Source organism: Venenivibrio stagnispumantis (assembly GCF_900182795.1).
Taxonomy (GTDB): Bacteria; Aquificota; Aquificia; order Aquificales; family Hydrogenothermaceae; genus Venenivibrio; species Venenivibrio stagnispumantis.
The window spans coordinates 26977-49862 of sequence record NZ_FXTX01000012.1 but is presented as its reverse complement, the minus strand read 5'-3'; the positions used below and the strand labels follow the sequence as shown (position 1 = coordinate 49862).

General features: G+C 28.1%; 24 protein-coding genes and 1 pseudogene. 14 read left to right on the top strand and 11 right to left on the bottom strand.

The genetic code is table 11. The annotated features are described in order from the left end of the window. Window positions 1-244 precede the first annotated feature (244 nt). From QOR43_RS05635 to QOR43_RS05595, 9 genes are all read left to right on the top strand, one after another. Entirely contained in the window at window positions 245-463 is a 219-nt protein-coding gene (locus QOR43_RS05635) for a UPF0175 family protein (protein WP_265134649.1), read from the top strand. Window positions 464-527: 64 nt separating this feature from the next. Further along, window positions 528-1130, top strand: coding sequence for a septum site-determining protein MinC (gene minC / locus QOR43_RS05630; RefSeq protein WP_265134648.1), 603 nt, complete (start codon window positions 528-530; stop codon window positions 1128-1130). Window positions 1131-1142: 12 nt separating this feature from the next. Further along, entirely contained in the window at window positions 1143-1925 is a 783-nt protein-coding gene (gene minD / locus QOR43_RS05625; RefSeq protein ID WP_265134647.1) for a septum site-determining protein MinD, read from the top strand. 2 nt (window positions 1926-1927) lie between these two features. Then, window positions 1928-2173, top strand: a complete 246-nt coding sequence (gene minE / locus QOR43_RS05620) for a cell division topological specificity factor MinE (RefSeq protein WP_265134646.1) — start codon at window positions 1928-1930, stop codon at window positions 2171-2173. After that, window positions 2163-2813, top strand: a complete 651-nt coding sequence (gene hisG, locus QOR43_RS05615) for an ATP phosphoribosyltransferase (protein ID WP_265134645.1) — start codon at window positions 2163-2165, stop codon at window positions 2811-2813. Before minE ends, hisG begins: the two co-directional genes overlap by 11 nt. Continuing rightward, complete coding sequence (gene glmU, locus QOR43_RS05610) at window positions 2806-4260, top strand: bifunctional UDP-N-acetylglucosamine diphosphorylase/glucosamine-1-phosphate N-acetyltransferase GlmU (protein WP_265134644.1); 1455 nt, start codon at window positions 2806-2808, stop codon at window positions 4258-4260. The genes hisG and glmU overlap by 8 nt, the downstream gene beginning before the upstream one ends. Continuing rightward, complete coding sequence (locus QOR43_RS05605; protein ID WP_265134643.1) at window positions 4253-5152, top strand: peptidylprolyl isomerase; 900 nt, start codon at window positions 4253-4255, stop codon at window positions 5150-5152. Before glmU ends, QOR43_RS05605 begins: the two co-directional genes overlap by 8 nt. Before the next feature lie 9 nt (window positions 5153-5161). Continuing rightward, window positions 5162-6181 carry an anthranilate phosphoribosyltransferase gene (trpD, locus tag QOR43_RS05600; protein ID WP_265134642.1) on the top strand — a complete coding sequence of 340 codons (1020 nt, stop codon included), beginning with the start codon at window positions 5162-5164 and terminating at the stop codon, window positions 6179-6181. Next, complete coding sequence (locus QOR43_RS05595) at window positions 6171-7463, top strand: UDP-N-acetylmuramoyl-tripeptide--D-alanyl-D-alanine ligase (protein ID WP_265134641.1); 1293 nt, start codon at window positions 6171-6173, stop codon at window positions 7461-7463. The genes trpD and QOR43_RS05595 overlap by 11 nt, the downstream gene beginning before the upstream one ends. Before the next feature lie 2 nt (window positions 7464-7465). Here QOR43_RS05595 and glmS read toward each other — a convergent pair whose 3' ends face one another. Next, entirely contained in the window at window positions 7466-9292 is a 1827-nt protein-coding gene (glmS, locus tag QOR43_RS05590; RefSeq protein ID WP_265134640.1) for a glutamine--fructose-6-phosphate transaminase (isomerizing), read from the bottom strand. Between the two features lies 1 nt (window position 9293). Further along, window positions 9294-10034 (bottom strand): pyridoxine 5'-phosphate synthase, encoded by a 741-nt coding sequence (locus tag QOR43_RS05585; RefSeq protein ID WP_265134639.1) that lies wholly within the window; start codon window positions 10032-10034, stop codon window positions 9294-9296. A 79-nt stretch (window positions 10035-10113) separates the two neighbouring features. On the opposite strand from QOR43_RS05585, the gene QOR43_RS05580 reads away from it, so the two are divergent. Further along, window positions 10114-11322 (top strand): N-acetylmuramoyl-L-alanine amidase family protein, encoded by a 1209-nt coding sequence (locus QOR43_RS05580; RefSeq protein WP_265134638.1) that lies wholly within the window; start codon window positions 10114-10116, stop codon window positions 11320-11322. After that, window positions 11319-12077 (top strand): type III pantothenate kinase, encoded by a 759-nt coding sequence (locus QOR43_RS05575; protein WP_265134637.1) that lies wholly within the window; start codon window positions 11319-11321, stop codon window positions 12075-12077. The genes QOR43_RS05580 and QOR43_RS05575 overlap by 4 nt, the downstream gene beginning before the upstream one ends. Here QOR43_RS05575 and QOR43_RS05570 read toward each other — a convergent pair. From QOR43_RS05570 to QOR43_RS05550, 6 genes and pseudogenes are all read right to left on the bottom strand, one after another. Next, window positions 12072-12488, bottom strand: coding sequence for a M67 family metallopeptidase (locus QOR43_RS05570; RefSeq protein ID WP_265134636.1), 417 nt, complete (start codon window positions 12486-12488; stop codon window positions 12072-12074). The genes QOR43_RS05575 and QOR43_RS05570 overlap by 6 nt on opposite strands. A 4-nt stretch (window positions 12489-12492) precedes the next feature. Continuing rightward, a complete protein-coding gene (locus tag QOR43_RS05565) occupies window positions 12493-13122 on the bottom strand; it encodes a DUF4912 domain-containing protein (RefSeq protein WP_283571446.1) in 630 nt (209 codons plus the stop codon). Window positions 13123-13128: 6 nt separating this feature from the next. Beyond that, a pseudogene (locus QOR43_RS08615) lies at window positions 13129-13230 on the bottom strand (transposase-like zinc-binding domain-containing protein); the annotation flags it as partial. 15 nt (window positions 13231-13245) lie between these two features. Then, window positions 13246-14661 carry a glycogen synthase gene (locus tag QOR43_RS05560; protein ID WP_265134634.1) on the bottom strand — a complete coding sequence of 472 codons (1416 nt, stop codon included), beginning with the start codon at window positions 14659-14661 and terminating at the stop codon, window positions 13246-13248. 1 nt (window position 14662) lies between these two features. Beyond that, entirely contained in the window at window positions 14663-15694 is a 1032-nt protein-coding gene (locus tag QOR43_RS05555) for a galactose-1-phosphate uridylyltransferase (protein ID WP_265134633.1), read from the bottom strand. 13 nt (window positions 15695-15707) lie between these two features. Then, window positions 15708-17657: an alpha-amylase/4-alpha-glucanotransferase domain-containing protein gene (locus QOR43_RS05550; RefSeq protein WP_265134632.1), complete on the bottom strand. Its 1950-nt coding sequence runs from the start codon at window positions 17655-17657 to the stop codon at window positions 15708-15710. Window positions 17658-17711: 54 nt separating this feature from the next. Here QOR43_RS05550 and holA point away from each other — a divergent pair, with 54 nt between their 5' ends. Continuing rightward, window positions 17712-18704: a DNA polymerase III subunit delta gene (holA, locus tag QOR43_RS05545; RefSeq protein WP_265134631.1), complete on the top strand. Its 993-nt coding sequence runs from the start codon at window positions 17712-17714 to the stop codon at window positions 18702-18704. On the opposite strand, the gene QOR43_RS05540 is transcribed toward holA, so the two are convergent. The 3 genes from QOR43_RS05540 to QOR43_RS05530 are packed head-to-tail and all read right to left on the bottom strand — an operon-like array spanning window position 18678 to window position 21424. Then, the gene (locus QOR43_RS05540; RefSeq protein ID WP_265134630.1) at window positions 18678-19625 is read right to left on the bottom strand and encodes a YbgA family protein; all 948 of its coding nucleotides are present in this window, start codon (window positions 19623-19625) and stop codon (window positions 18678-18680) included. The two genes, holA and QOR43_RS05540, sit on opposite strands and share 27 nt — an antisense overlap. A 12-nt stretch (window positions 19626-19637) precedes the next feature. Continuing rightward, window positions 19638-20084, bottom strand: a complete 447-nt coding sequence (locus tag QOR43_RS05535) for a hypothetical protein (RefSeq protein WP_265134629.1) — start codon at window positions 20082-20084, stop codon at window positions 19638-19640. Next, window positions 20066-21424: a deoxyribodipyrimidine photo-lyase gene (locus tag QOR43_RS05530; RefSeq protein WP_265134628.1), complete on the bottom strand. Its 1359-nt coding sequence runs from the start codon at window positions 21422-21424 to the stop codon at window positions 20066-20068. Before QOR43_RS05530 ends, QOR43_RS05535 begins: the two co-directional genes overlap by 19 nt. 348 nt (window positions 21425-21772) lie before the next feature. Between QOR43_RS05530 and QOR43_RS05525 the strand changes: the two genes are divergently transcribed. Both QOR43_RS05525 and QOR43_RS05520 read left to right on the top strand, forming a co-directional pair. Continuing rightward, on the top strand, window positions 21773-22510 hold the full coding sequence (locus QOR43_RS05525; RefSeq protein WP_265134627.1) for a LytR/AlgR family response regulator transcription factor: 738 nt from the start codon (window positions 21773-21775) through the stop codon (window positions 22508-22510). Window positions 22511-22588: 78 nt separating this feature from the next. After that, a complete protein-coding gene (locus tag QOR43_RS05520; RefSeq protein ID WP_265134626.1) occupies window positions 22589-22885 on the top strand; it encodes a hypothetical protein in 297 nt (98 codons plus the stop codon). The last annotated feature ends 1 nt before the right edge of the window (window position 22886 follow it).

Here is a 22886-nt window from a genome sequence, read left to right as displayed (position 1 = left end):
TATAGAAAATTTTTAAAATTGGTGTCATTTATTTACCTCCCAATGTTTTTTGGGAGGTTTATTTTTAACATATTTTTATTTTTCACTCAAGGTATTATTTAATATTTACCAAAAAGCTTTACCATTTGTTTTAGGTTTAACTGCTATTATTTTATTTGTAGTTATGGCTTTTTTATATTATAAATCTGGATAGAAAAAGATAATTTTTATAAGTTTAAGTATAGTTTATTTTTGAGGTGTTATTATGAAACTTATAATGGAGTTTCCTGATGAACTAAATTTAAGAGAAGATGAAGTAAAAATAGCTGCGTTAGCTAAATTATATGAACTTGGGAAAATATCTTCAGGCAAAGCTGCAAAACTTTTAGGTATATCCCGTGTTGAATTTTTAGATTTACTTGGAAAGTATAAAGTTCAAATAGAACCGGATACAGAGGAGGAACTTTTAAAGGATATAATGTAATAATTTTGTAAATAATTTAAAAATTTTGTATAATTTTTAATTAAAAAATTTAATAGAGGATAAAATGCCTATAGAGATTAAAGGCTCTACAATACCTGCTTTACTTATAAAGCTTGATAAAAATTTGTCCTTAGAGGAAAATATACAAGAGCTTGAACAAAAACTCTCATCTACCTTTTTTAAAGGTTCACTTGCAGTTATAGATTTCAACGGATTAAAAATTACAGATGAAGAAAGAGAAAAAATAGATAAAATCCTTCAAGAGTATAATACAAAATTACTTGGATTAACCGGTATAGAAAAAACAGAAAAAAAAGATTTAATACAAAATATAACACCTAAGAAATCATTAAAAATAATAAATAAAACATTAAGAAGTGGTCAAAAAGTAGAGGAAGATTCTGATGTTGTAATACTTGGAGATGTAAATCAAGATGCTTATGTTATAGCATCGGGAAGTATTATAGTTATGGGAACATTGAGAGGCATAGTCCATGCAGGAGCAAATGGAGATGAAACCGCAGTTGTAATGGCATTAAAATTAAAGCCACAACAACTTAGAATAGCAAGTTATATATCAAGGTCTCCGGATAATAAAGATGAAGAACCGGAATATCCGGAAAAAGCATATATAGAAGAAAATAAGATAGTTATAGAAAAAATATAGTGGGGTAAAATAATGGCAAGAGTAATAGTTGTAACATCAGGAAAAGGTGGTGTTGGAAAAACAACAATAACTGCAAATTTATCTACAGCCCTTGCTTCAATGGGTAAAAAAGTTTTAGCTATAGATGCAGATATAGGGCTAAGAAATCTTGATATGATACTTGGTTTGGAAAACAGAATAGTTTATGATATTGTTGATGTTGTAGAAAAAAGAGTTCCACCGGAAAAAGCATTTGTTAGAGATAAAAGAGGTTTACCTTTATATCTTTTACCGGCAGCCCAGACAAAAGATAAAGATGCAGTAAAACCTGAGCAATTAATAGAAATAGTAGAATCAGTTAAAGAAAATTTTGATTATATCTTTATAGATTCTCCTGCCGGTATAGAAGGAGGATTTAAAACTGCATCTGCACCGGCAGAAGAAGCACTTATCGTAGTTAATCCGGAAGTTTCTTCTGTAAGAGATGCAGACAGAATTATAGGATTACTTGAATCAATGGAAAAAAGAGATATGAAATTAATTATAAATAGGATAAGATTACATCAAGTTAAAAAAGGAGAGATGTTATCTGTAGAAGATATAGAAGAGATTTTACAAATACCTAAGATAGGAATAATCCCTGATGAAGAAAAATTAGTAGATTTTACAAATAAAGGAGAACCTATTGTTCTTTCGGAAGAATATTCAGCCTCCAAAGCATTAAGAAACATAGCAAAAAGATTGGAAGGTTTTGATGTTCCATTTACAGAGTTAGAAGAGAAAAAAGGATTTTTAAGTAGATTATTCGGGAGGTAAAAATGTCTTTTTTTGATATCTTTAAAAGAAAAGATTCTGCGAATAAGGCAAAAGAAAGATTAATGATGGTTTTATCTTACGAAAGGAAGGGATTACCACCGAATTTTGCAGAAATCTTACAACAGGATTTAATTCAGGTTTTTTCTAAATATCCCCAATTTAATGCAAAGGATATAGAAGTGGAAGTTAAATCGGAAAATAATAGAGATGAACTTTGGATAAGTGTTCCTTTTGCAAATGGAAAATAAAATGAGTTTAACAATAGCTGTTCCAAAAGGAAGATTATTTGAGCAAACCTTAGATTTATTTGAAAAAGCTGGATTAATAACAGAAAAAATAGATACAAATACAAGAAAATTAATAATTTCCGGAAATGATTATAACTTTTTAATGGTAAGAGCAAAAGATGTTCCTGTTTATGTAAATCAAGCAGTAGCAGATATAGGTATAGCCGGTGATGATGTTCTACTTGAGATAGATTTTGATTTATATAAGCCGGTAGATTTAGGGATAGGTTATTGTAATATAGTGGTGGCAGGAAAACCTGAAAGTAGAGATTTATATTTTTCCAATCCTTCTACATTAAAAATAGCAACGAAATATCCAAAAATTGCTCATAAATTTTTTTCCGAAAAAGGAATAAAAATTCAGATATTTGAGCTTTATGGCTCTGTTGAATTGGCTCCATTAGTTGAAATGGCAGATTTTATAGTAGATATTGTAGAAACAGGAAGGACACTCAAAGAAAATGGTTTAGTTGTAATAGATAACATAAGACCTTCAACGGCAAAACTGATTGTAAATAGAGTAAGTTATAAAACCAAAAGAAAAGAGATTTTAAATCTTATTGAAAAATTAGAAAATTATCTGGAGGCTCTTTATGATTGATTTTCCACTTAAAGCTATAATACTTGCAGCCGGAAAAGGAACAAGATTTAAATCTAAAAAGCCTAAGGTATTACATACAATCCTTGGAAAACCAATGATAGATTATGTTTTATTTTCTGTAAGATGGATAAATCCTGACCAGATAATAGTTGTTGTCGGGCATCAAAAAGAGCAGTTAAAGGAGCATATAAATTGTGATAAATGCAAAATAGTTGAGCAGGAAGAACAGCTTGGCACTGCCCATGCAGTAAAGATAACAAAATATCTTTGGGAAGATTTTGATGGATATTTACTTATAATAAGTGGAGATACGCCACTTATAAAAGGAGAAACCCTTTCCAATGCAGGAGAGTATCTAAAAGCTCTTGTTAGATATGAAGGAGCTAATTTAGCTAACTTTAGAAAAGGTTATAGAAATGAAAAAATTGCCGGAGTTGTCTTAACTGCAAGAGTTCCAAATCCTTATGGATATGGCAGAATAATAAAAGATGTAAACCATAGAGTTTTAAAAATAGTTGAAGAAAAAGATGCAACTTTTGAAGAAAAAAGTATAAATGAAGTAAATTCCGGTATATATTTCTTTTATGCACCTTATATAAAGGATTTAATAGAGAAAATATCCAATGAAAATGCACAAAAAGAGTATTATTTAACAGATTTGATAGAGTTATTAAATAAAGAAGGAAAAGAAGTTTATGCCCTTGAAATTCCTGATTATAGAGAAATACTTGGAGTAAATGATAGATTACAGCTTGCAGAAGTAGAAAATATACTACGAAGAAATTATATATATTTTTGGGCAATAAATGGCACAACATTCCATAATCCTGATTCAATCTGGATAGAGTTTGATGTAGATTTATCACCAGATGTTGAAATTTTCCAAAATGTTATATTATCAGGAAAAACCCAAATTGGTGAAGGAACTATTATAGGAGCAAATTCTGTAATAAAAAATTCAAAAATAGGAAAAAATGTAGTTATAAAAGAAAATTGTGTAATAGAAGATTCCATCATAGAAGATAATGCAGTTATTGGACCATTTGCAAGAATTAGAGAAAATTCTGTAATAAAATCCGGTGCAGTTATTGGTAATTTTGTAGAGGTAAAAAATTCCGAAATTGGAGAAAAAACAAATGCAAGACATCTATCTTATCTTGGAGATGCTCAGATAGGAAAAGAGGTAAATATTGGTGCAGGCACAATAACTTGCAATTATGATGGCTTTAGAAAACATAAAACTGTAATAAAAAATAGAGCATTTATCGGAAGTGATACAATGCTTGTAGCTCCTATAACAATTGGTGAAGAAGCAATAACCGGCTCAGGCTCGGTTATAACAAAAGATGTGCCGGATAAAGCCCTTGCAATAGAAAGAACCCAGCAAAAAATAATAGAAAATTATGCAGAAATAAGAAAAAAAAGAAAAGAGGGAAAAAATGAGTAGATTTTTTAAATTATTGCTGTTATTAATCATACTATCTTACCTATCTTCCTGTGGTGGAAAAAAATATAAACCTTTATCTAAACCAACAAAAGAAGAAGAAACGATAAAGATAGAAGATGCCCAGCTTGCAGATAAAGTTGTTTTAGTTGTAAATTCAGAACCAGTTTTATTATCAGATATAGAATTTGCAAAAACATGGTTTAATGAAAAAGATACAAAAAAGGCTACCAATAGATTAATAGATGAGATTTTATTATCCCAAGAAGCAAGAAAAATAGGCATCTCTGTATCTCCACAAGAAATAGATGAAGCTATCCTTAGAATAGCAAAAGCAAATAATATAAATAATTTAGAAGAGTTTAAAAAAGGTTTAGAAAAACAGGGAGTATCATACAGAAAATTAAGGGATTTTATACAAAGGGATATACAGGTAGCAAAATTTATGCAGTTTTATCTTAGACCACAGCTTTCTAAAAATGTTTTAGAAGGAAAACAGGATTTAGTAAGAAAGATAGATATGATTTATATAGATAAATCAGATGAGAAATATAAAGAAAAACTACAAAAATTAAAAGATTTAAATAAAGAAAATTTTGCAGAAATAGCAAAAACAATCTCTGATTATAAAGATATCTCTATGGAAGTAAAGAAAGGAGATATGATACCTCAGTTAGATGAAGAAATTTTTAAGCATAAAGTAGGAGATATATTTAAGGTAGAAACAGATAAAGCTATTTATTATGTGTATATTAAAGGCGAAGAGAAGAAATTTGTGCCGGATTTTGAGATGAAAAAAGAAGATATGGAAAAATTTGAAAAAGATTTTGATATTTATATAAAAAAACTTAGAGAAAAAGCAACTATTATGTATTTAGATGAAAGCTTAAAGTAAGGGGCAAAAATGATAAGAGAATATATAAAAATGCTTACCGAAAGGGTTAATTTATCTGAAAATCAGATGAAGGATTTATTTAATATATTAATGAGTGGAAATGCTACCGATGCACAGATAGGAGCAGTATTAACTGCATTGAAGATGAAAGGAGAAACAGAAGAAGAAATATCTGCTGCTGCAAAGATTATGAGGGAAAAATCTATTCCTATCCCTATAAAATCAAAAGAAAAAGTTATAGATACTGCCGGTACCGGTGGAGACCAACTTGGGACATTTAATGTATCAACAATAGCCGGATTTGTTATAGCAGGTGCAGGAGCAAAAGTTGCAAAACATGGAAATAGGTCAATATCTTCAAAATGTGGTAGTGCAGATTTAATAGAAGCCCTTGGTATAAAATTAGAACAAACACCGGAGCAAGTAGCTTATGCAATACAAAATATAGGATTTGGATTTATATTTGCCCCATTGTTTCATCCGGCTATGAAAAATGTTATAAAACAAAGAAGAGAAATAGGAATAAAAACAATATTTAATATCCTCGGACCATTATCTAATCCAGCAAAAGCAGAATACCAAATTATCGGTGTATTTGATAAAAATTTAGTTCCATTAATAGCAAGAGTCCTAATAATGATAGGTATAAAAAAAGCTTATGTTGTCCATGGATTAGAAGGATTAGATGAAATATCAATAACAGCACCTACATTAGTAGCAAAAGTAGAAAATAATGAGATAGAGATAAAAGAGATAAAACCGGAAGATTTTGGTTTAAAAAGAGCTTCCATACAAGATATAAAAGGAGCAGATATAGAAAAAAATAAAGAGATAGCATTATCAATTTTAAAAGGAGAAGATTACTCACCAAAAGTTGATTTTGTAGCTTTAAATTCTGCTTTTGCCATTGAAGCAGTAGGAGTTGTTAATTCTATAAAAGAAGGAATAGAGCTATCTAAGGAAGTTATATATTCTAAAAGAGCTTATGAAATTGTTGAAAAACTAAGAGATTTCACAAATGCATCTTAAAAAGATAATTGAGATAACAGAAGGAAAACCACTTACAGATATAGAAGATATAAATATAGAAAATTTCGTTATTGATAGCAGAGAGGTAAAAGAAGGGGATTTTTTTGTTCCGATTAATAAGGGTCATTTTTTCATTGAAGATGCATTAAAAAATGGAGCAGTTTCCCATTTTACGGAAAATAAAGATTTAAGATATAAAAACAGCATATATATTACAAATTCCATAGAAGCATTAAAAAAAATAGGAATATATAAAAGAAAATCTTTAAAAGCTACCATAGGAATAACCGGAACAAGTGGAAAAACCACAACAAAAGAGCTTTTACATTTCGTATTAAAAAATATATATAACAGCTATGCAACAAAAGGAAATTATAATAATGAGATAGGAGTTCCACTGACCCTTGCAAATATTCCGGATAACACGGAGATAGGCATATTTGAGATGGGAGCTTCTAAGATAGGAGATATAGAATATTTAAATAATATTGTTAATCAAGATATTGGAGTTCTTGTATCTGTTGGATATGGACATGTTGAAAAATTCGGTAGTTTTGAAAATGTTATAAAAGGAAAAGGAGAGATATTTAATAATACAAAATATCAGATATTACCTTATGATTTGGTTAAATTTTATAATGATAAATTAAAAAATTATATAACCTTTGGAGAAGAGGGAGATATAAAAGTCAGAACCTTAGATATAACAGAAAAAGGAACAACCGGTATTATAAAATACAAAAATCAAGAAATAATTTTAACAATTCCGGTTTATAACAAAGCATTATTTCATAATATAGGAGCCGTATCTGCAGTTTTATATGCCTTGGATTTAGACCCTATAAAAAATCTTAAATACCTAAAAGATTTTAAAGCCGTATCAAAAAGAGGAGAAATATATAAATTAAATAATCTCACCATAATAGATGATAGCTATAATGCAAATCCTTTATCTGTAAAAAATGCAATTGATACATTATCAAAAATGAAAAATAAAAAAATCTTCGTATTCGGAGATATGCTTGAACTTGGAGAAGAATCAGAAAAATTACATAAAGAGATAGGAGAGTATATATTAGACTCAAACATTGATATGGTTTTACTATACGGCAAAGAAGTTATCCATACTTATGAAATTTTAAAAGGAAAAATTGATGTTTGGATATTTGATAATAAAAAAGATATTGCAGAGTTTATAAAAAATATAAAAGAAGAGGCTACAATTTTAGTTAAAGCATCAAGAGGCATGAAGATGGAAGAGATTATAGAGAAATTGCTATAATCTCATTCCACTGTCACTGTTTTTGCTAAATTTCTTGGTTGGTCAACATCTTTTCCAAGGATTGTTGCTATATGATAAGCCAAAAGTTGTAAAGGAATTGCTGTCAAAATCGGATATAAATTTTCGTTTGTTTCTTCAATTTCTATAAAATCGTCTGAAATTTCTATCACTTCTTTATTCCCTTTTGTAATAAGAGATATAACCTTTCCTTTTCTTGCTTTAACTTCCTGAATGTTAGAAAGCATTTTTTCATATAGATTATCTTTTGGTATTATTGATACTACCGGCATATTTTCATCAATTAATGCAATTGGTCCATGTTTCATTTCACCTGCCGGATAACCTTCTGCATGAATATATGAAATCTCTTTTAATTTTAAAGCACCTTCTAATGCTATTGGATAATTTAATCCCCTTCCAAGGAATAGAAAATCTTTTGCATTGTGATATTTAAATGCTATATCTTCAGTTTTTTTATCTATATCTTTTAATTCTCTTTCTATAATAGAAGGTAGTTTTATTAAATCGTGGTAAAAATCTTCAAAATATTTTTCAGAAATCAGATTCTTAGAAAGGGCAGATTTTAAACTAAATAATAATAATGTTATCAGCTGTGCTGTAAATGTTTTAGTTGCTGCTACTCCTATCTCAGGTCCGCAATATGTATAAAGAACATAATCACTTTCCCTTGATAAAGAGCTACCAACAACATTAACAATAGAAAGTAATTTTGCACCTTTCTTTTTTGCTTCAAGGACGGCAAATCTTGTATCTGCAGTTTCTCCAGATTGGCTTATTGCTATAACTAAGGTTTTATCATCTATAACTAAATCCCTATATCTATATTCAGAGGCATAATCAACAATTACCGGAATTTTTGCAAATTTCTCTATCCAAAATTTACCTACCAATCCTGCATGGTATGATGTTCCACAAGCAACAATATGTATAATCTGTATATCTTTAATCTTTTCATATAATTCTTTATTTTCTTGGGAGAGAAAGCCCGTAATTGTATCTGTAATTGTTCTTGGCTGTTCATAAATCTCTTTTAGCATAAAATGCTTATAACCGGCTTTTTCAGCAACAGAAATATCCCAATTTACCTTAAAAGGTTTTTTTTCTACTTTTTCTCCGTGTATGTTGTAAATCTGAATATTATCTTTTGTAATAACTGCAATTTCATCGTCATCAAGGGTTATAAATTTTTTTGTATATTCTAAAACAGCCGGAATATCGGATGCTATAAAGTTTTCATTTTCTCCAACACCTATTATTAAAGGGCTTCCTTTTCTTACAGCAATAATTTTATCCGGTTCTATTGTAGATATGATACCAAGAGCATAAGCTCCTTTTAATTTTTTTACAACATTTAATGCAATTTGTAGAAGAGATTTATCAGGATTATTTTTATATTCATCTTCTATTAAATGGGCTATTACTTCTGTATCTGTTTGGGATTTAAATTGATAACCTTTTTTTATAAGCTCTTCTTTTAAATAGGCATAATTTTCTATTATACCGTTATGAACTAATGTAATTATATCTGATTGGCTTATATGGGGATGGGCATTTTCAACTGTTGGTTCTCCATGGGTTGCCCATCTTGTATGTCCTATACCTATATGTCCCTCTATATTTTTTCCCCATAAATGTTCCTGTAAGTCTTTTATTTTTCCTACTTTTTTTTCTATAATAAATTTATTATTTAATCTATCTAATACAGCAATACCGGCAGAATCATATCCCCTATATTCAAGTCTTTGTAAACCGTATAATAAAACCGGCACTGCATTTCTATATCCTACATAACCGATTATTCCGCACATTTTAAATTTCTCCTCTTGCTTTGTTTATTATAGATTTCATCTCTTTTACAGCATTATAAAGTCCCATAAATATAGAGTTAGCAATTATGGAATGTCCTATATTTAGTTCTTCTATCTCTTTTATTTTTGCTACTTCATACACATTTTGATAATTTAATCCATGTCCGGCAAATACTAATATTCCTTTTTGGGAAGCATATTTTGCAGCTTCTTTTAATCTGTTTAATTCTTTTTGTATTTGGGAGCCATAAGCATTTGCGTATTCTCCTGTATGCAGTTCTATTGCATCTGCTCCAACTTCAATAGAAGCATCTATCTGCTCAAAATCCGGGTCCATAAATAAACTAACCCTGATAGAGCTTTCTTTTAATCTTTTTATAAAATCTTTTAAAAGATTTTTATGAGAAATAATATCTAAACCACCTTCTGTCGTTATTTCTTCTCTTTTTTCCGGAACAAGGGTTACTGTATTTGGTAGAACTTCCAAAGCAATGTTAAGCATCTCTTCTGTTGGAGCCATTTCAAGATTTATTGGAACTGTTATATTTTTTTCATTAAACTCACATTTTAATCTAAATAAATCTTCATCCTGAATATGTCTTCTATCTTCTCTTAAATGTAATGTTATCTGGTCTGCTCCGGCTTCTATTGCTATCAAAGCTCCTTTTATAGGGTCTGGTTCAAATGTCTTCCTTGCCTGCCTTAATGTGGCTATATGGTCTATATTTACTCCAAGTCTCACTTTGCAATCTCCATTAACTAAAGTTTAATATATTTTAATACGAAAAGATAAAAAAGTGGAAATTAAATAAAGAGGTAAGATGCAAGTGTTATATAGATTGCTGTTTGTATTACTTTTTTTCTCTATAAGTTATGCTTTTGATATAAGAACAGGAAATTATGATAACTATTTTAGGTTAGTTATTGAGCCGGATGATAAAGGTTATCAACTTTTAAAATGTGAAGAAAAAAATTTGATTATAAGAGTTTCATCAAATCCCCAGACATTTTTAAAGAAAAATTTAAAACTTAATCTAAAATATATAGATGCAGTTGAGATATTTCAAAACAGCTATAAAAATGAATCCATTATAATTATCTCTTTAAAGGAGAAAATAACCCCTAAAATATTTACCTTAGATAAGCCATATAGGGTTGTGGTTGATTTTTACTTGAATAATGAAAATATAGCAAAAAAGGAAAATAAAGAAAAACCAAACAAAACTGATGATAAAGAAGATATTGTTTTATCAATGCTAGCTTCTGCCATATCTAATAAATCGGATTTAGATGATGATATGGATTTACCTAAGGAGAAAAAATTTAAAGGGAAAAAGAAAGTTATAGTTATTGACCCGGGACATGGCGGAAAAGATGCCGGAGCAACAGCTAACGGATTGGTTGAAAAAGATATAAATCTTAAAGTAGCAAAAATGCTAAAAAATTATCTTGAAAAAGATGGAAGATTTACAGTATATTTAACAAGGGAAGATGATACTTTTATTCCTTTATATGATAGAACTGTTTTTGCTATAGAAAAAAAGGCAGATTTATTTGTAAGTATTCATACAAATGCATCGGAAAATACGGCTTTATCCGGAACTTATATATACACACTTAATTTAAGAGGAGCCCAATCTAAATTAGCTAAAATGGTTGAGGAAAGAGAAAATAAAGCAGTTCTTGATATAGTAAAAGTCAGTGCTAACCCTACTGTAAATAAAATTGTAGCAGATTTATCTATCAGTAATACAATGACAGAAGGTTTAAATCTTGCAAAGACCTTAGAAAAATATCTACGTGCAGAAACAAATTTTAAAAGAATAGATAGTGCAAATTTTGCTGTTTTAAAAACCCCCGGAATACCATCTGTTTTAGTTGAAATTGCATTTTTAACTAATCCAAAAGATGCAGAAAAATTAAAAGATGAAGAATTTTTAAGAAATTTCTCAAAAAATCTTTATAAAGGTATAGCCAGCTATTTCTTTAGTTATAAAAATTATGTTTTCAAAGGGAGCAACATAAATTGATTTTAGCAATAGATATAGGTAATACAACTGTTGAGATAGGATTTGTAGAAGAAAATTTTATAAAAAGTTATAAATTATCTTCCGATTTAAGTAAAACCATTGATGACTGGTTTTTAGATTTTATCTTGATTAAAAATATTGAGAAAAATGAAGTTAAAGCAGGATTTATATCTTCTGTTGTTCCTAATTTAACGGAAAAAATAAAAAATGCAATAAAGAAAAGTTTTAATATAAATATTTACACAGTAGGAGAAGATATACAAGTTCCTATAAAAATAAATTATGAAAAACCGGAAGAAGTAGGCATAGATAGGGTTTTAAATGCTTATGCCGGTATAAATATATCAGAGCCACCATTAATAATAATAGACCTTGGAACAGCAATAACATTTGATATTGTAAATGAAAAAGGAGAGTATGAAGGTGGTGCAATATTCCCCGGTATGGAAAGTAGCATATTCGCATTATTTTCAAAAACTGCAAAACTTCCGAAAGTGGATATTAAAATAACAGAAGATATTATAGGAAAAACAACAGTAAAAAGTATCCAATCCGGCATATATTTTGGTTATGTATCCCTAATAGATGGAATGATAGAAAAATTTCAAAAAAAGTTAAATAACAAAGCTTCTGTAATTCTAACCGGTGGTCATAGTGAAATAATATCTTCCGGTTTAAGCCATAAACATATTTTGGAAAAAAATCTATCTCTCATAGGTATTAAATTGCTATCAAAATCGGTGAAATTACTATAAGATTATCTCTTCTTCCTGAAATCTATCTCCTTCTAAATACCAGCTCTGTATAGAATTTATTTTATCTTTACTGGCTGATATTATAATATAAGATAAATCCGGCTGGGCAAACATTAAATCTGTTTGGGAAGGTCTTGAAGGATGGTCAGGATGCGAATGATATATCCCTACTATTAGTAAATTTTTCTCTTCTGCAAAATTTTCTACTTTTAGATAATCTCTCGGAGATATTTCAAATCTATCATTTGCCCTTTCTTTATTTTGATTTTCTACCTGATAAGATAAAATAACTTCTCTTAAATTGTTTTGATAATCTATATTCCCTATTAAAAATCCGCATATCTCAAAAGGATACCCTTTCTTAGCTTCTTCTTTTATCTTTTCTAAAATTTCCTTTCTAATTTTAAGCATCTTTTTAACTTCCTTTCATATCCAAATTTTTCTTTTTTAGCTTACTTTCATGTTCGCATTTTCTTTTTTTTAGCTTCTTTTCATATCCACATTTTTCTTCAGAAATAAATGTTTTATCATAAGATTTTTTTATAATTTCTCTCCAACCTTTTAATTTAGATATCCATAAACTTTCTTCCGGTATTTCTGAGATTTCATCTGATGGAGCTGTTATCTCATTAGATTTTAAAAAAGGAATAAATTTACCATCTTTCTTTATACCAAAAACAACATACAATCTTTTAAACGGAGCATGATAATTTATATAATATTTACCCCAATTTATATCTATATCAATATCTAATATCTCTTCATTTTCAACAAACAGCTTTAGAGCAAAGTTTTCATTTTTATATCTGTCTTCAACTTCAAAATAACAAAAATGCTTAGAAGGATTTACAGGTAATAAAACAATCCTATTTATATTATAATTTTCCGGTATCTGATAATCTTCTTTTATAAAACTTTCTTTTGCCACTTCGTCCGATATATACCCAATATGAGATGAAACTTTATCTTCTTTTAAACTTTCTTTGATTAGCTTAATTTTTGATTTTATCTTCTTTTTCTTTTCTTTTATTTCCATTTTTTCCATAAACGTTTTACCGCACATTTTACATTTATATCTCTGTTTTCCTCTTTGTTTCCCGTATTTAACAATTTTATCCGAAAAACATTTTGGACAAAATAGGTTTGTTTCCATAGCCTTATGCCTCCCTTATCCATAAATTAGATTCTGATAAAGTCTTATATAAGATGATGCAGTTTTTTCTAAGGAGAAATCAAGTTGCATAACTTCTTTTATTAATTTTTTCATTCTTTCTTTATCATTATAAAGTAAAATAGCCCTATCAACAGCATTTATAAAATCAGATAGATTTTCAAATAAGATACCATAGCCGTTTGGCTCTGATATATCTATAATTGTATCTGCAAGACCTCCTGTTTTATGGGCTACTACCAATGTCCCATATCTCATAGCTATCATCTGGTTTAAACCGCAAGGTTCAAATAAAGAAGGCATAAGAAGGAAATCTGCCGAAGCATACATCTTCCTACTAAGTGGTTCATCATATCCAACTTCTATATAAATATTTGGATATTTACTGATTATAGAACTGAAAAAATCGTTATATCCTTTATCTCCGGAACCAAGTATTGCAAGATTAATATTTCTTGAAGCTAAATTCTCTATATTCTCTATTATTAAATCAACACCTTTTTGTTTTGCAAATCTTCCGATAAATATAAATAAAGGTTTATTTTCATCTTTTAGATTATATTCTTTTAAAAATTCTTTTTTGTTTAAAGGTTTATATTGTTCAAAAGTTCTCCAGCAATATTTATGATATATATATTCATCCGTTTCCGGATTCCAGACATCATAATCAATACCATTTATGATGCCAAATAATTTATAAGAATATTTTCTTAAAACACCATCAAGACCATATCCGTATTCCGGTGTCAATATTTCTTTTGCATAAGTTGGACTTACGGTAGTTATAATATCACTAAAAACAATACCACCTTTTAGAAAATTTACTTTATCCCAAAATTCAAGGGCTTCCATATGAAACAGATGCCATCCAAGATTTAACCTTTCTATTGTAAATTTATCAAATATTCCTTGATATGCTAAATTATGTATTGTTAATATAGTTTTGGATTTCACATCAGGATATTTTTCTTTAAGATAAACAGCTAATAAAGAAGTTTGCCAATCATGTATATGAAATATATCAATACTTATATTTTCAGATTTTACAAATTCAAGAACTGCAAGATTAAATGCTCCAAATCTAATATCATTATCAGGATAATCTCCTTCAGGAGTAGAATATAGAAAATCTCTTCCAAATAGCTCATCATTTTTAAAGAAAAAATATGTTGCGTGGTCTGTATATTTATAAATCTCAAAAATATATTCCCTATTATTCAGATATACTTTTATATATTTATCTATGGATTTTATACCAAATTTTTCTTTATCAACCGATTTATAAAGGGGCATAAATGCAAATGTTCTTATACCTTTGTTTGCTATCTCTTTTGTTAATGCCCCTGTCATATCTGCAAGACCACCGGTTTTTGCAAATGGATATATCTCACTTGCCACAATAGCAACTTTCATTTTATATAACCTCCCTTAAAAACTTAGCCGCATCTTCCGGAATTGTCGGGTTTATATAAATATCAGTCCCAAGCTCAAAACCTGCAAGGGTAGTTATTCTTGGTAATATTTCTATAAACCAATGATAAAATCTATCTATACCATTATAATAAAGTGGTTTTGCAGGATAATCCCTTATCGGTGGAGATGTATGAAGTATCATATTAAAAGGTGGATTTACAAGGGCTTTATGTAATTTTTTTATTACTACTTGGGATATTTCTGATAATTTTAATAACTGATTTTCATCTATCATAGAAAAATCATGGGAATGATATTTTGGGGCAATTCTTACCTCAAAAGGATATAAACTTGCATAAGGACAATAGGCTATAAATAAATCATTTTCATAAACAACTCTATTATATGATTTAATTTCTTCTTTTATCTCATCACATAAAAGACATCTTTCTTTTTCTTGAAAATAAATTCTGGATTGATTTATCTGTGTATCAGGAAGTGTAGGAATGATTGGAGTGGCTATTAGTTGTGAATGGGAATGAACGAGGGATTTTCCGGCTTCTTTCCCGTGATTTTTAAATATATGGACATATTTTATTCTAATATCCTGATATAAAGCCCTCATTCTTTCCCTAAAAGTAAAATACATATTTTTGTATTCTTCTATACTAAAATCTTGAATATGCTTAAAATGCTCCGGTGTTTCTATTATTACTTCATGGGCTCCAAATCCACCATATTTATCATATATTCCTTCTGACTCAGGTAAATTACTATTTTCTATTCTTAAAGCCGGATATTTATTTGGAACTACCCTTACCTTCCAACCGGGAGTATTAGGTAAAGAACCATCAGGTCTTATCGCAAAAATTTCAGGTGGAGTTTTATCTTCATTTCCATATTCAAAAGGACATTTTGATACATCAGAACTTTCTTCATAAACAGAAACAGGATAATCATGAGGTCTTCTTGACCTTTCAATAGATATAATCACCCATTTGTTTTTAAGCCTGTTATACCTAATTTCAGACATCTTATAACCTCTCTTATATAATTTTTAAATTTAAAGATAAATTTTGTATATTGCAAATAAAACCAATAGATAATCCTTGATTAATTGTATCTATGCCTTTTTCTGATTGGGTTATTGTATTTATAGGATATACAAAAATTTTCATATCTTTATCAAAAGAAAATATTATCTCTTTTTTTGTATAACTATCATAAATTTTAAACTCTTTTGAAAAATCTTCAAAAAATATATCTTCTCTACCCTGTATTGTTATATCTTGTAGATTTGCAAAATGAAAATTAAATTCAACTAAATATAATAAATCTGCTTTTATATCAAAATTAATATCTGCTTTTATGCTGCTATCTTCAACTACAATATTTTTTTCTATATATGCTGGTAATATAGAATCACCAATATATATATTTCCTTTTCTGTAAAGGGCAAATTTATTGTTTGAAAAATCTTTTATCTCAAAAGTTTCTTTTGTGAAATCTGAATACTCTTTAAAACTGCATCTATAAAAGCTATTTAGATTTATACTGTTATCAACTATATGGTCTATAAATGAGTTTTTATCATACCAATCATAAATAAGTAAATCTTTTAATTTTTCAATATCTTGTGATAAATCTATTTCATGAATTGTAGATATTCCTTTTGTTTCTTTTTCTTCTTTTTTAATAAAAAATAATTGATGGTATCCTTCTTTTCTTCTTGTTAATGTATTTTGAAAGTTAAACTCAACATCTTTTAAAGATAGTTCTGTTAATTGTCCGCCTTTTGTATCAAATATTGTTATTATTTTTTCATTATTTATTTTTATTTCTTCATATCCATCAAAATTTATATCTTCTATTTTTGTTTCTGTATTTTCTTTATCCGCTTGGATTATATATCTATAAGCATTATCTCTTAGATTTGGAAGATATAAACCTCCAAATATTCCGTGCCAATATACATCATTGCATTGGGCTTTCATTATTGCTTCTTCATTTTTGCTATATTTTGCTACTTCAAGCATTCTTTTGTGTAATCTATTACTTTCCGGATATTTTACAAAGAAATTTTTCCATATATTTCCTTTTACATATTTTTCAAATCTTTCTTCTCCTATGATTTCTTTCAAAGAGAGTATCTCAATATAATCATCTGCAAAACAGCTCCATTCTCCCATTTCTTGATAAGATGTGATAGGTAAATATGCAATTCCTTCCGGTTTATGATTATCTGAATACTCTTTAAATAAAGATGTTTTGATATTTTTTGAGGATAAAACAGCATTTATAAAATCTTCAAGCCATCTATTTTCATAAACCCACCAATAAGTGTTAGGCCATATACCGAATTTTTCACCATCATCAAATATAATTCCGGCTTTATTTTCTTTAATACTGCTTAAATAATTTATAACATCATCTATGGGCTTAAATGGTATTATATACCTGAGGGTTTTGTCTATCGGGAATAATTTTATTTTATATCCATCTACTTCTGTATTGTAAAATCCATAAAGATTTTCTTTTTTAAATCCGGAAGAGAGAAAATGATAATCATCTACCACAACATACTCTATTCCCATTTCTACCAAATCCGGAACTATATTATCACTCCATACCCTTTCAGTTAGCCAAACTCCGGTTGGTGTTTGCCCGAAATTTTCCTTTATAAATCTGTTTAATTTTTCTATCTGTTTTTTTCTATAATCAGATGGTATAGATGCAAGAACCGGCTCATAATATCCACTTGTAAAAAACTCTATCTGCCCATTATCAGCTGATTTTTTCATCATTTCAAATAATTCTTCATCTTTATATTTTATATATTCCAAAAGCCAACCACTATAATGGACAGAAAATTTAAAATCTTTATATCCTGATATCACTTTGAAAAATGGTTTATAAGCTTTATTTATAGCTTCATCTACAACATTGTGAAAATTATCAACCGGCTGGTGGCAATGTATCCCAAAAAGTAATTCCACAATCTCTCCCTTTTGTTATAAAATTTTGATAAAATTATATCATAGGTGATAATAATGGAAGAGAAATTAGCTCAGAAACTAATAAAAGAGTTTGATATAAACAGCTTTAAGCCGGTTGTTTTGTTATATGGTCAAGAAGAATATTTAAAAAGATTGATTATTGATAAATTTAAAGAAAAAGAAGACAGCTATCTTTTTTGGGGTGATGAGGTAGATGATTATCAGATTTACGATAAATTATCTTCTTCCGGATTATTTTCTACCGGAAATACGGTTATCTTAATTGATATAGATGTATTTTTTAGTAAATTATCCAAAGAAAAACAAAATAATTTTCTACATTTTTTAAAAAATATAAAACTTCCAAACAGATTAATCCTAACTTCCAATAAAGAAAAATTAACCGAAAAAGAACCTTATAAAACAATTATAACTATTGCAGATATAATATCAAGCAAGCCTCTCACTCCTTCTGCTTTTGAAAGTTCAATAAAAAATAAAATAACAAGAGAAGGAAAAAAAATAGATGATGAAACCTTAAAATATTTAGTTTCAAAATTAGATAATGATTTATATTATGCAAAGCATGAAATTGAAAAATTAATTTTATATTGTGCAGATAAAGAAGAAATAACAAAGGAAGATATAGATAAAATCATTGTTCCAAAATTTCAAGAAAATGTTTTTGTGTTCTTAGATAAATTTTTTGCAAAAGATAAACAGGCAGTTTTAATGTATAAAAATTTATTGCAAACTTCCCATCCTTTTGAACTTCAATCACTTATACTTAATTATTTGAATAAATTATTAATCTACAAAACATTGCAAAATATAAAACCACCGGAAGAGATATTTAAACAGCTAAATATTACCCACCCATTCCAAAAAAGCTCTATCCAAAAATTATCAAAAAATGTATCTACTCAGGATTTAATAAATGCAGTAAAATCTTTATATAAAACAGAAATCAGCCAAAAAGTATTTTACGAAGACCCGGAAAAACAATCAATTTTATTTGTATCAAAATTTATCCTCGGAAAAGGTTAAATTTAAATCATGTGGATAAGGCTCAAAATATTTTTGAACCATAAGATACTCATTCTCAAATCTAAATGCAAATCCCTTGATATACTCAATAACCACCGAAATATCTATTTTTTTATTTATTGCTTTTTCAAATAAATTTTGGATATATTCTTTTTCTTTCTTAGAAAGATTTTTAGAAAAATGACCGTATATATGCTGTAAAACATTTATATGAGACCTTACAGATGGGGTTTTATGAAATGATTTTTTAAATATAGTTTCATACTGGATTTTTGTTTCCTCTAAACCTATTTTTTTCCAATTTGCAACAATCTGACCTAATTTTTTAAGATTAGTTTGATGATAAAGCATTAGGAGATATTTATATCTTTTATGGAAATCTATAAGTTGGTTTATATCTTTTGTATTTTGCAATGTGTATCTTAAATCTGAAAAAGAAAATATCTTAACTAAAAAATTTCTTCTTATGTTGTTATCTTTTAATCTTCCTTCATCTTCCACCGGAATATCCGGAAAATTTTCTATAACTTTTTGGGCAAATAATCCGTTTGTTTTTCCAACAGCCACTTTATTATTTTGTATATATTTTTTTGCAGATTTTACTCCACAGCTTGGAGATTTAGATTTTAATAAAAATCCATCAATATCTTTCAGATTTTTTAAAAAATCCTGCGAAAATTGTATTATCTGGTCTGTATAATCTTTTTGGGTTTGTGGGTCTATCATTTTTATATCATTATCTTTTTCAATCAATATAACCGGATTTCTCGGAACACCCATTCCTATTGCAACTTCCGGACAAACCGGTATATAATTTACATATTCGGATAGCTTTTTTGCAAATTCATCATTCACAATCCCACCATTATATCTAACCGGCTTTAAATTTATGCATTCACTTATAACAATATTAGGCTTCATTTTTGCTCCTTTTTAAAATGGTTTATTAGTTGCAAGAAAAATTATAAACAAAGATACAAAAATAAGTGGCAAAGTTATTATCATCACAAATTTATCATATTTTTTATAAGCATATATCTTATTTTCACTATTTGGAATATACAGATTAACAAAATAAAAATTTATAATTTCAAGTAAAACCAAAACAGAAAAAACTAAAAAAATCTTTATATTTAGCCAAATAATATTAAAACTAAATTTTAAAAGATGAAGCATCAGAAAGCCCATCATAATTGCAAATAAAAATCCTACAATCTCAATATTAGTCATAATTCTATAAAATTTTCTTATATCTTCATTATAAGCAATCTCTTTTTTCCGGTAAGCAGAATATAGCATAAACAAACCTAAGGAAGATGCAGAAGATGCCCATATCAATATACCTATTATATGTAAAAACTTTATAAAGTTGTAATCCATTTTTTCACATATTTATGTATATCAAATTTTCTTTCTAAGCCTTTATCATTCATATATCTTATTTTTCCGAAAATTTTTCTTTCAGTCCAAGGTCTATCGTGGGTTCCAAAGCACCAAGATATTCCTGCATAGCCATTTGGGTCTCTTCCATCAAGTTCATATTTATCATTTAGATAACAGGCTATATCAAAGGCTTTTTGTGGGTGGTCTGTCCATTCTATTAATTTTTTTGCCCAATACATTCTCATGTAATTATGCATCTTTCCTGTAATTAAAAGCTCTTTTTGTGCTGCATTCCAATATATATCATGGGTTTTTGCATTTTCAAGTATATCTATATCATATATATATTCTCTTTTGTCTGATAAATGCTCTTCCAATGTTTTTTTAGCCCATTCCGGAATACCTTCATAATAGTTGTAAAAAGAGTTATAATAACAAAAATTTCTTGCAAGCTCCCGCCAAACCACAGCTTCATTATAAAATGATTGGATATTTTCATCTTGAAAATCGTAATGCTTTAATATCTCTACCATAATTTTTTGAGAAGAAATCTGACCAAAATGTAGATACGGGCTTAAATTTGATTGATAATCTTTACTTGGGTCTGACCTAAACTCTTTATAGTAGCTTAATTTTCTTTCTATAAAATCTTTTAATCTATTTTCAGCTTCATCAAATCCACCTTTATAATATTTTTCTACAGTAGATATAGATTTATCTATATTCAAAATATCAAGATAGTTTTGTGGCTCTTCAAAATTTAGGCTTTCTAAATCAATTTCTGTTTTTATTTTTGGTTCTAATTTTTGATAATCGTATAAAAATTCAAAGAATAAATTTTCAAGTTTTTTTCTGTATATATAGGCATAAGGAACCATATCTTTTGAAACAACTTCTATCGGAACAATAACATCTGTTTCAACTTCAAAGATTTTAACATCTGATTTTTCTGCTACTTTGTACCTCCAATTTCTTTGGGTTTTAAGATAACTTTTATCAAAAACTATACAAAAAGCATCTTTACTTAAAGACAAACAACCATTTACAAAATCATCTTTTTTTATAACAAAATTTATTCCTCTTTTTTGTATCTGGTTTTTAGTTTTTATAATTCCTTCAAGCATAAATCTGTAATATCTTTGATTAGAATATTTATATTTATCTGTTATAAAAAATGCTACAACTACCGGTTTTGTATACTGATTTGCTATCTGTATGGCAAATTCAAGGGCGTGATTATAATCTTCCCTTTGGGCATTTTCCATACAATATAAAACATATTTTCCGGAAAAATTAAAATCCTTATCATTAAGCTGGTTTATTCTTTCTTTTCTCATATTGTATATTATAAATGCTATTTTTCATAAAATACTATAAATATGTAATTTTTGCATGTAAAATGTTAAATTTTGTTAATTTTATGAAATGTAATTTTTAAGCTATAATCTGCATAAAAGAAGATTTAAAGAATATAAGAAAACATTTAGATTTATAATACAACTTTAAAAGGGAGGTAATAGCCATGAATTTACCAGAACCATTCAGATTTTTGAGAATAGGATGGTGGATAGTCCATCTTATTGGTATTTCAGTGGTGTGTTATATTGGCTATCTCTTGGGAAAAGGTTAAAATTATAATGTTTAATGCCGGCTTTTGCCGGCTATTTTAAAAAAAGGAGCCAGAGATGCAAGTTTTTATAGTTGATGATGAATATATAGCAAGAGAAAGATTAAAAAGATTTTTAAAGGATATAAAAGATGTTGAGGTTGTAGGAGAAGCAGAAACTAAAAAAGAGGCAGTACAGAAAATTATTGAAACTGAACCGGATATAGTTATTCTTGATATAAAACTTCCTGATGGAACCGGTTTAGAAGTAGCAAAAGAGATAATAGAGAAAGGAACTAAACCTTACATAATATTTGCAACTGCTTATGGAGATTATGCCTTAGAAGCATTTAAATTAAATTCTGTGGATTATCTTTTAAAACCTTATGAGTTTGAAGATTTGGAAAAAGCTATTGAAAAAGTTAAAAATTTAGAAGAAAAAGAAAGAAATTTTGTAAATGTGGCAAAAGTTATAGCAACAGACCAAGATTTTTTAATACCTGCAAAAACATTAAATAAGGTAGTATTACTTAGACCGGATGATATTTATTACATAAAAGCAGAGCTATCTGAAACATTAATCAGAACAAAAGATAAAGATTATTTATCTAAAAGAAAGCTATATGAATTTGAAGAGCTTTTATCTCATAAAGGATTTTTTAAAGTTCATAAAAGTTATATTGTAAATCTTACAAAGATTAAAGAGATGAAAATTGTTGAACAATCTAAATTTTTAATATCTTTTAAAGATATACCGGATACAATCAAAACAAGCAGAGAAGGTGCAAAAAAATTAAGAGATTATCTTGATATATAATCAGTAAAATTTTTAGTTTAATTTTCATTCTTCAATCCTTATATTAAAGATACAAAAAATTCCAAAAAGGAGCTTATTATGGTTATCTTTTTAGATTATGCAATCCAAATTTTTTATGTAAAAAATGGAGATTTTTTAGAAATTCGCAATTTAGAAGGTGATAAATTAAAATTTTCATTTATATCTGATAAAGATTTTAGCATAGAGATTAACCCGACAGAGACTTGCAAAACGGGGTTCGTTGCTGATGGATTACTTACTTATAGAACTTCAAGTAAGGTTATAAAAATAAAAGTTGTTGATGCAAAATCAGATATAAAGATAGTTGTCAGAAATACAAACAAATTTAATATAAAAGGGTTTAATCTAAATTAAG

Excerpts from the sequence above, each read along its gene's own strand:
- QOR43_RS05635 (WP_265134649.1), top strand. The coding sequence starts at position 245 with ATGAAACTTATAATGGAGTTTCCTGATGAACTAAATTTAAGAGAAGAT.
- minC (WP_265134648.1), top strand. The coding sequence starts at position 528 with ATGCCTATAGAGATTAAAGGCTCTACAATACCTGCTTTACTTATAAAG.
- minD (WP_265134647.1), top strand. The coding sequence starts at position 1,143 with ATGGCAAGAGTAATAGTTGTAACATCAGGAAAAGGTGGTGTTGGAAAA.
- minE (WP_265134646.1), top strand. The coding sequence starts at position 1,928 with ATGTCTTTTTTTGATATCTTTAAAAGAAAAGATTCTGCGAATAAGGCA.
- hisG (WP_265134645.1), top strand. The coding sequence starts at position 2,163 with ATGGAAAATAAAATGAGTTTAACAATAGCTGTTCCAAAAGGAAGATTA.
- glmU (WP_265134644.1), top strand. The coding sequence starts at position 2,806 with ATGATTGATTTTCCACTTAAAGCTATAATACTTGCAGCCGGAAAAGGA.
- QOR43_RS05605 (WP_265134643.1), top strand. The coding sequence starts at position 4,253 with ATGAGTAGATTTTTTAAATTATTGCTGTTATTAATCATACTATCTTAC.
- trpD (WP_265134642.1), top strand. The coding sequence starts at position 5,162 with ATGATAAGAGAATATATAAAAATGCTTACCGAAAGGGTTAATTTATCT.
- QOR43_RS05595 (WP_265134641.1), top strand. The coding sequence starts at position 6,171 with ATGCATCTTAAAAAGATAATTGAGATAACAGAAGGAAAACCACTTACA.
- glmS (WP_265134640.1), bottom strand. The coding sequence starts at position 9,292 with ATGTGCGGAATAATCGGTTATGTAGGATATAGAAATGCAGTGCCGGTT.
- QOR43_RS05580 (WP_265134638.1), top strand. The coding sequence starts at position 10,114 with ATGCAAGTGTTATATAGATTGCTGTTTGTATTACTTTTTTTCTCTATA.
- QOR43_RS05570 (WP_265134636.1), bottom strand. The coding sequence starts at position 12,488 with ATGCTTAAAATTAGAAAGGAAATTTTAGAAAAGATAAAAGAAGAAGCT.
- QOR43_RS05565 (WP_283571446.1), bottom strand. The coding sequence starts at position 13,122 with ATGGAAAAAATGGAAATAAAAGAAAAGAAAAAGAAGATAAAATCAAAA.
- QOR43_RS05560 (WP_265134634.1), bottom strand. The coding sequence starts at position 14,661 with ATGAAAGTTGCTATTGTGGCAAGTGAGATATATCCATTTGCAAAAACC.
- QOR43_RS05555 (WP_265134633.1), bottom strand. The coding sequence starts at position 15,694 with ATGTCTGAAATTAGGTATAACAGGCTTAAAAACAAATGGGTGATTATA.
- holA (WP_265134631.1), top strand. The coding sequence starts at position 17,712 with ATGGAAGAGAAATTAGCTCAGAAACTAATAAAAGAGTTTGATATAAAC.
- QOR43_RS05540 (WP_265134630.1), bottom strand. The coding sequence starts at position 19,625 with ATGAAGCCTAATATTGTTATAAGTGAATGCATAAATTTAAAGCCGGTT.
- QOR43_RS05535 (WP_265134629.1), bottom strand. The coding sequence starts at position 20,084 with ATGGATTACAACTTTATAAAGTTTTTACATATAATAGGTATATTGATA.
- QOR43_RS05530 (WP_265134628.1), bottom strand. The coding sequence starts at position 21,424 with ATGAGAAAAGAAAGAATAAACCAGCTTAATGATAAGGATTTTAATTTT.
- QOR43_RS05525 (WP_265134627.1), top strand. The coding sequence starts at position 21,773 with ATGCAAGTTTTTATAGTTGATGATGAATATATAGCAAGAGAAAGATTA.
- QOR43_RS05520 (WP_265134626.1), top strand. The coding sequence starts at position 22,589 with ATGGTTATCTTTTTAGATTATGCAATCCAAATTTTTTATGTAAAAAAT.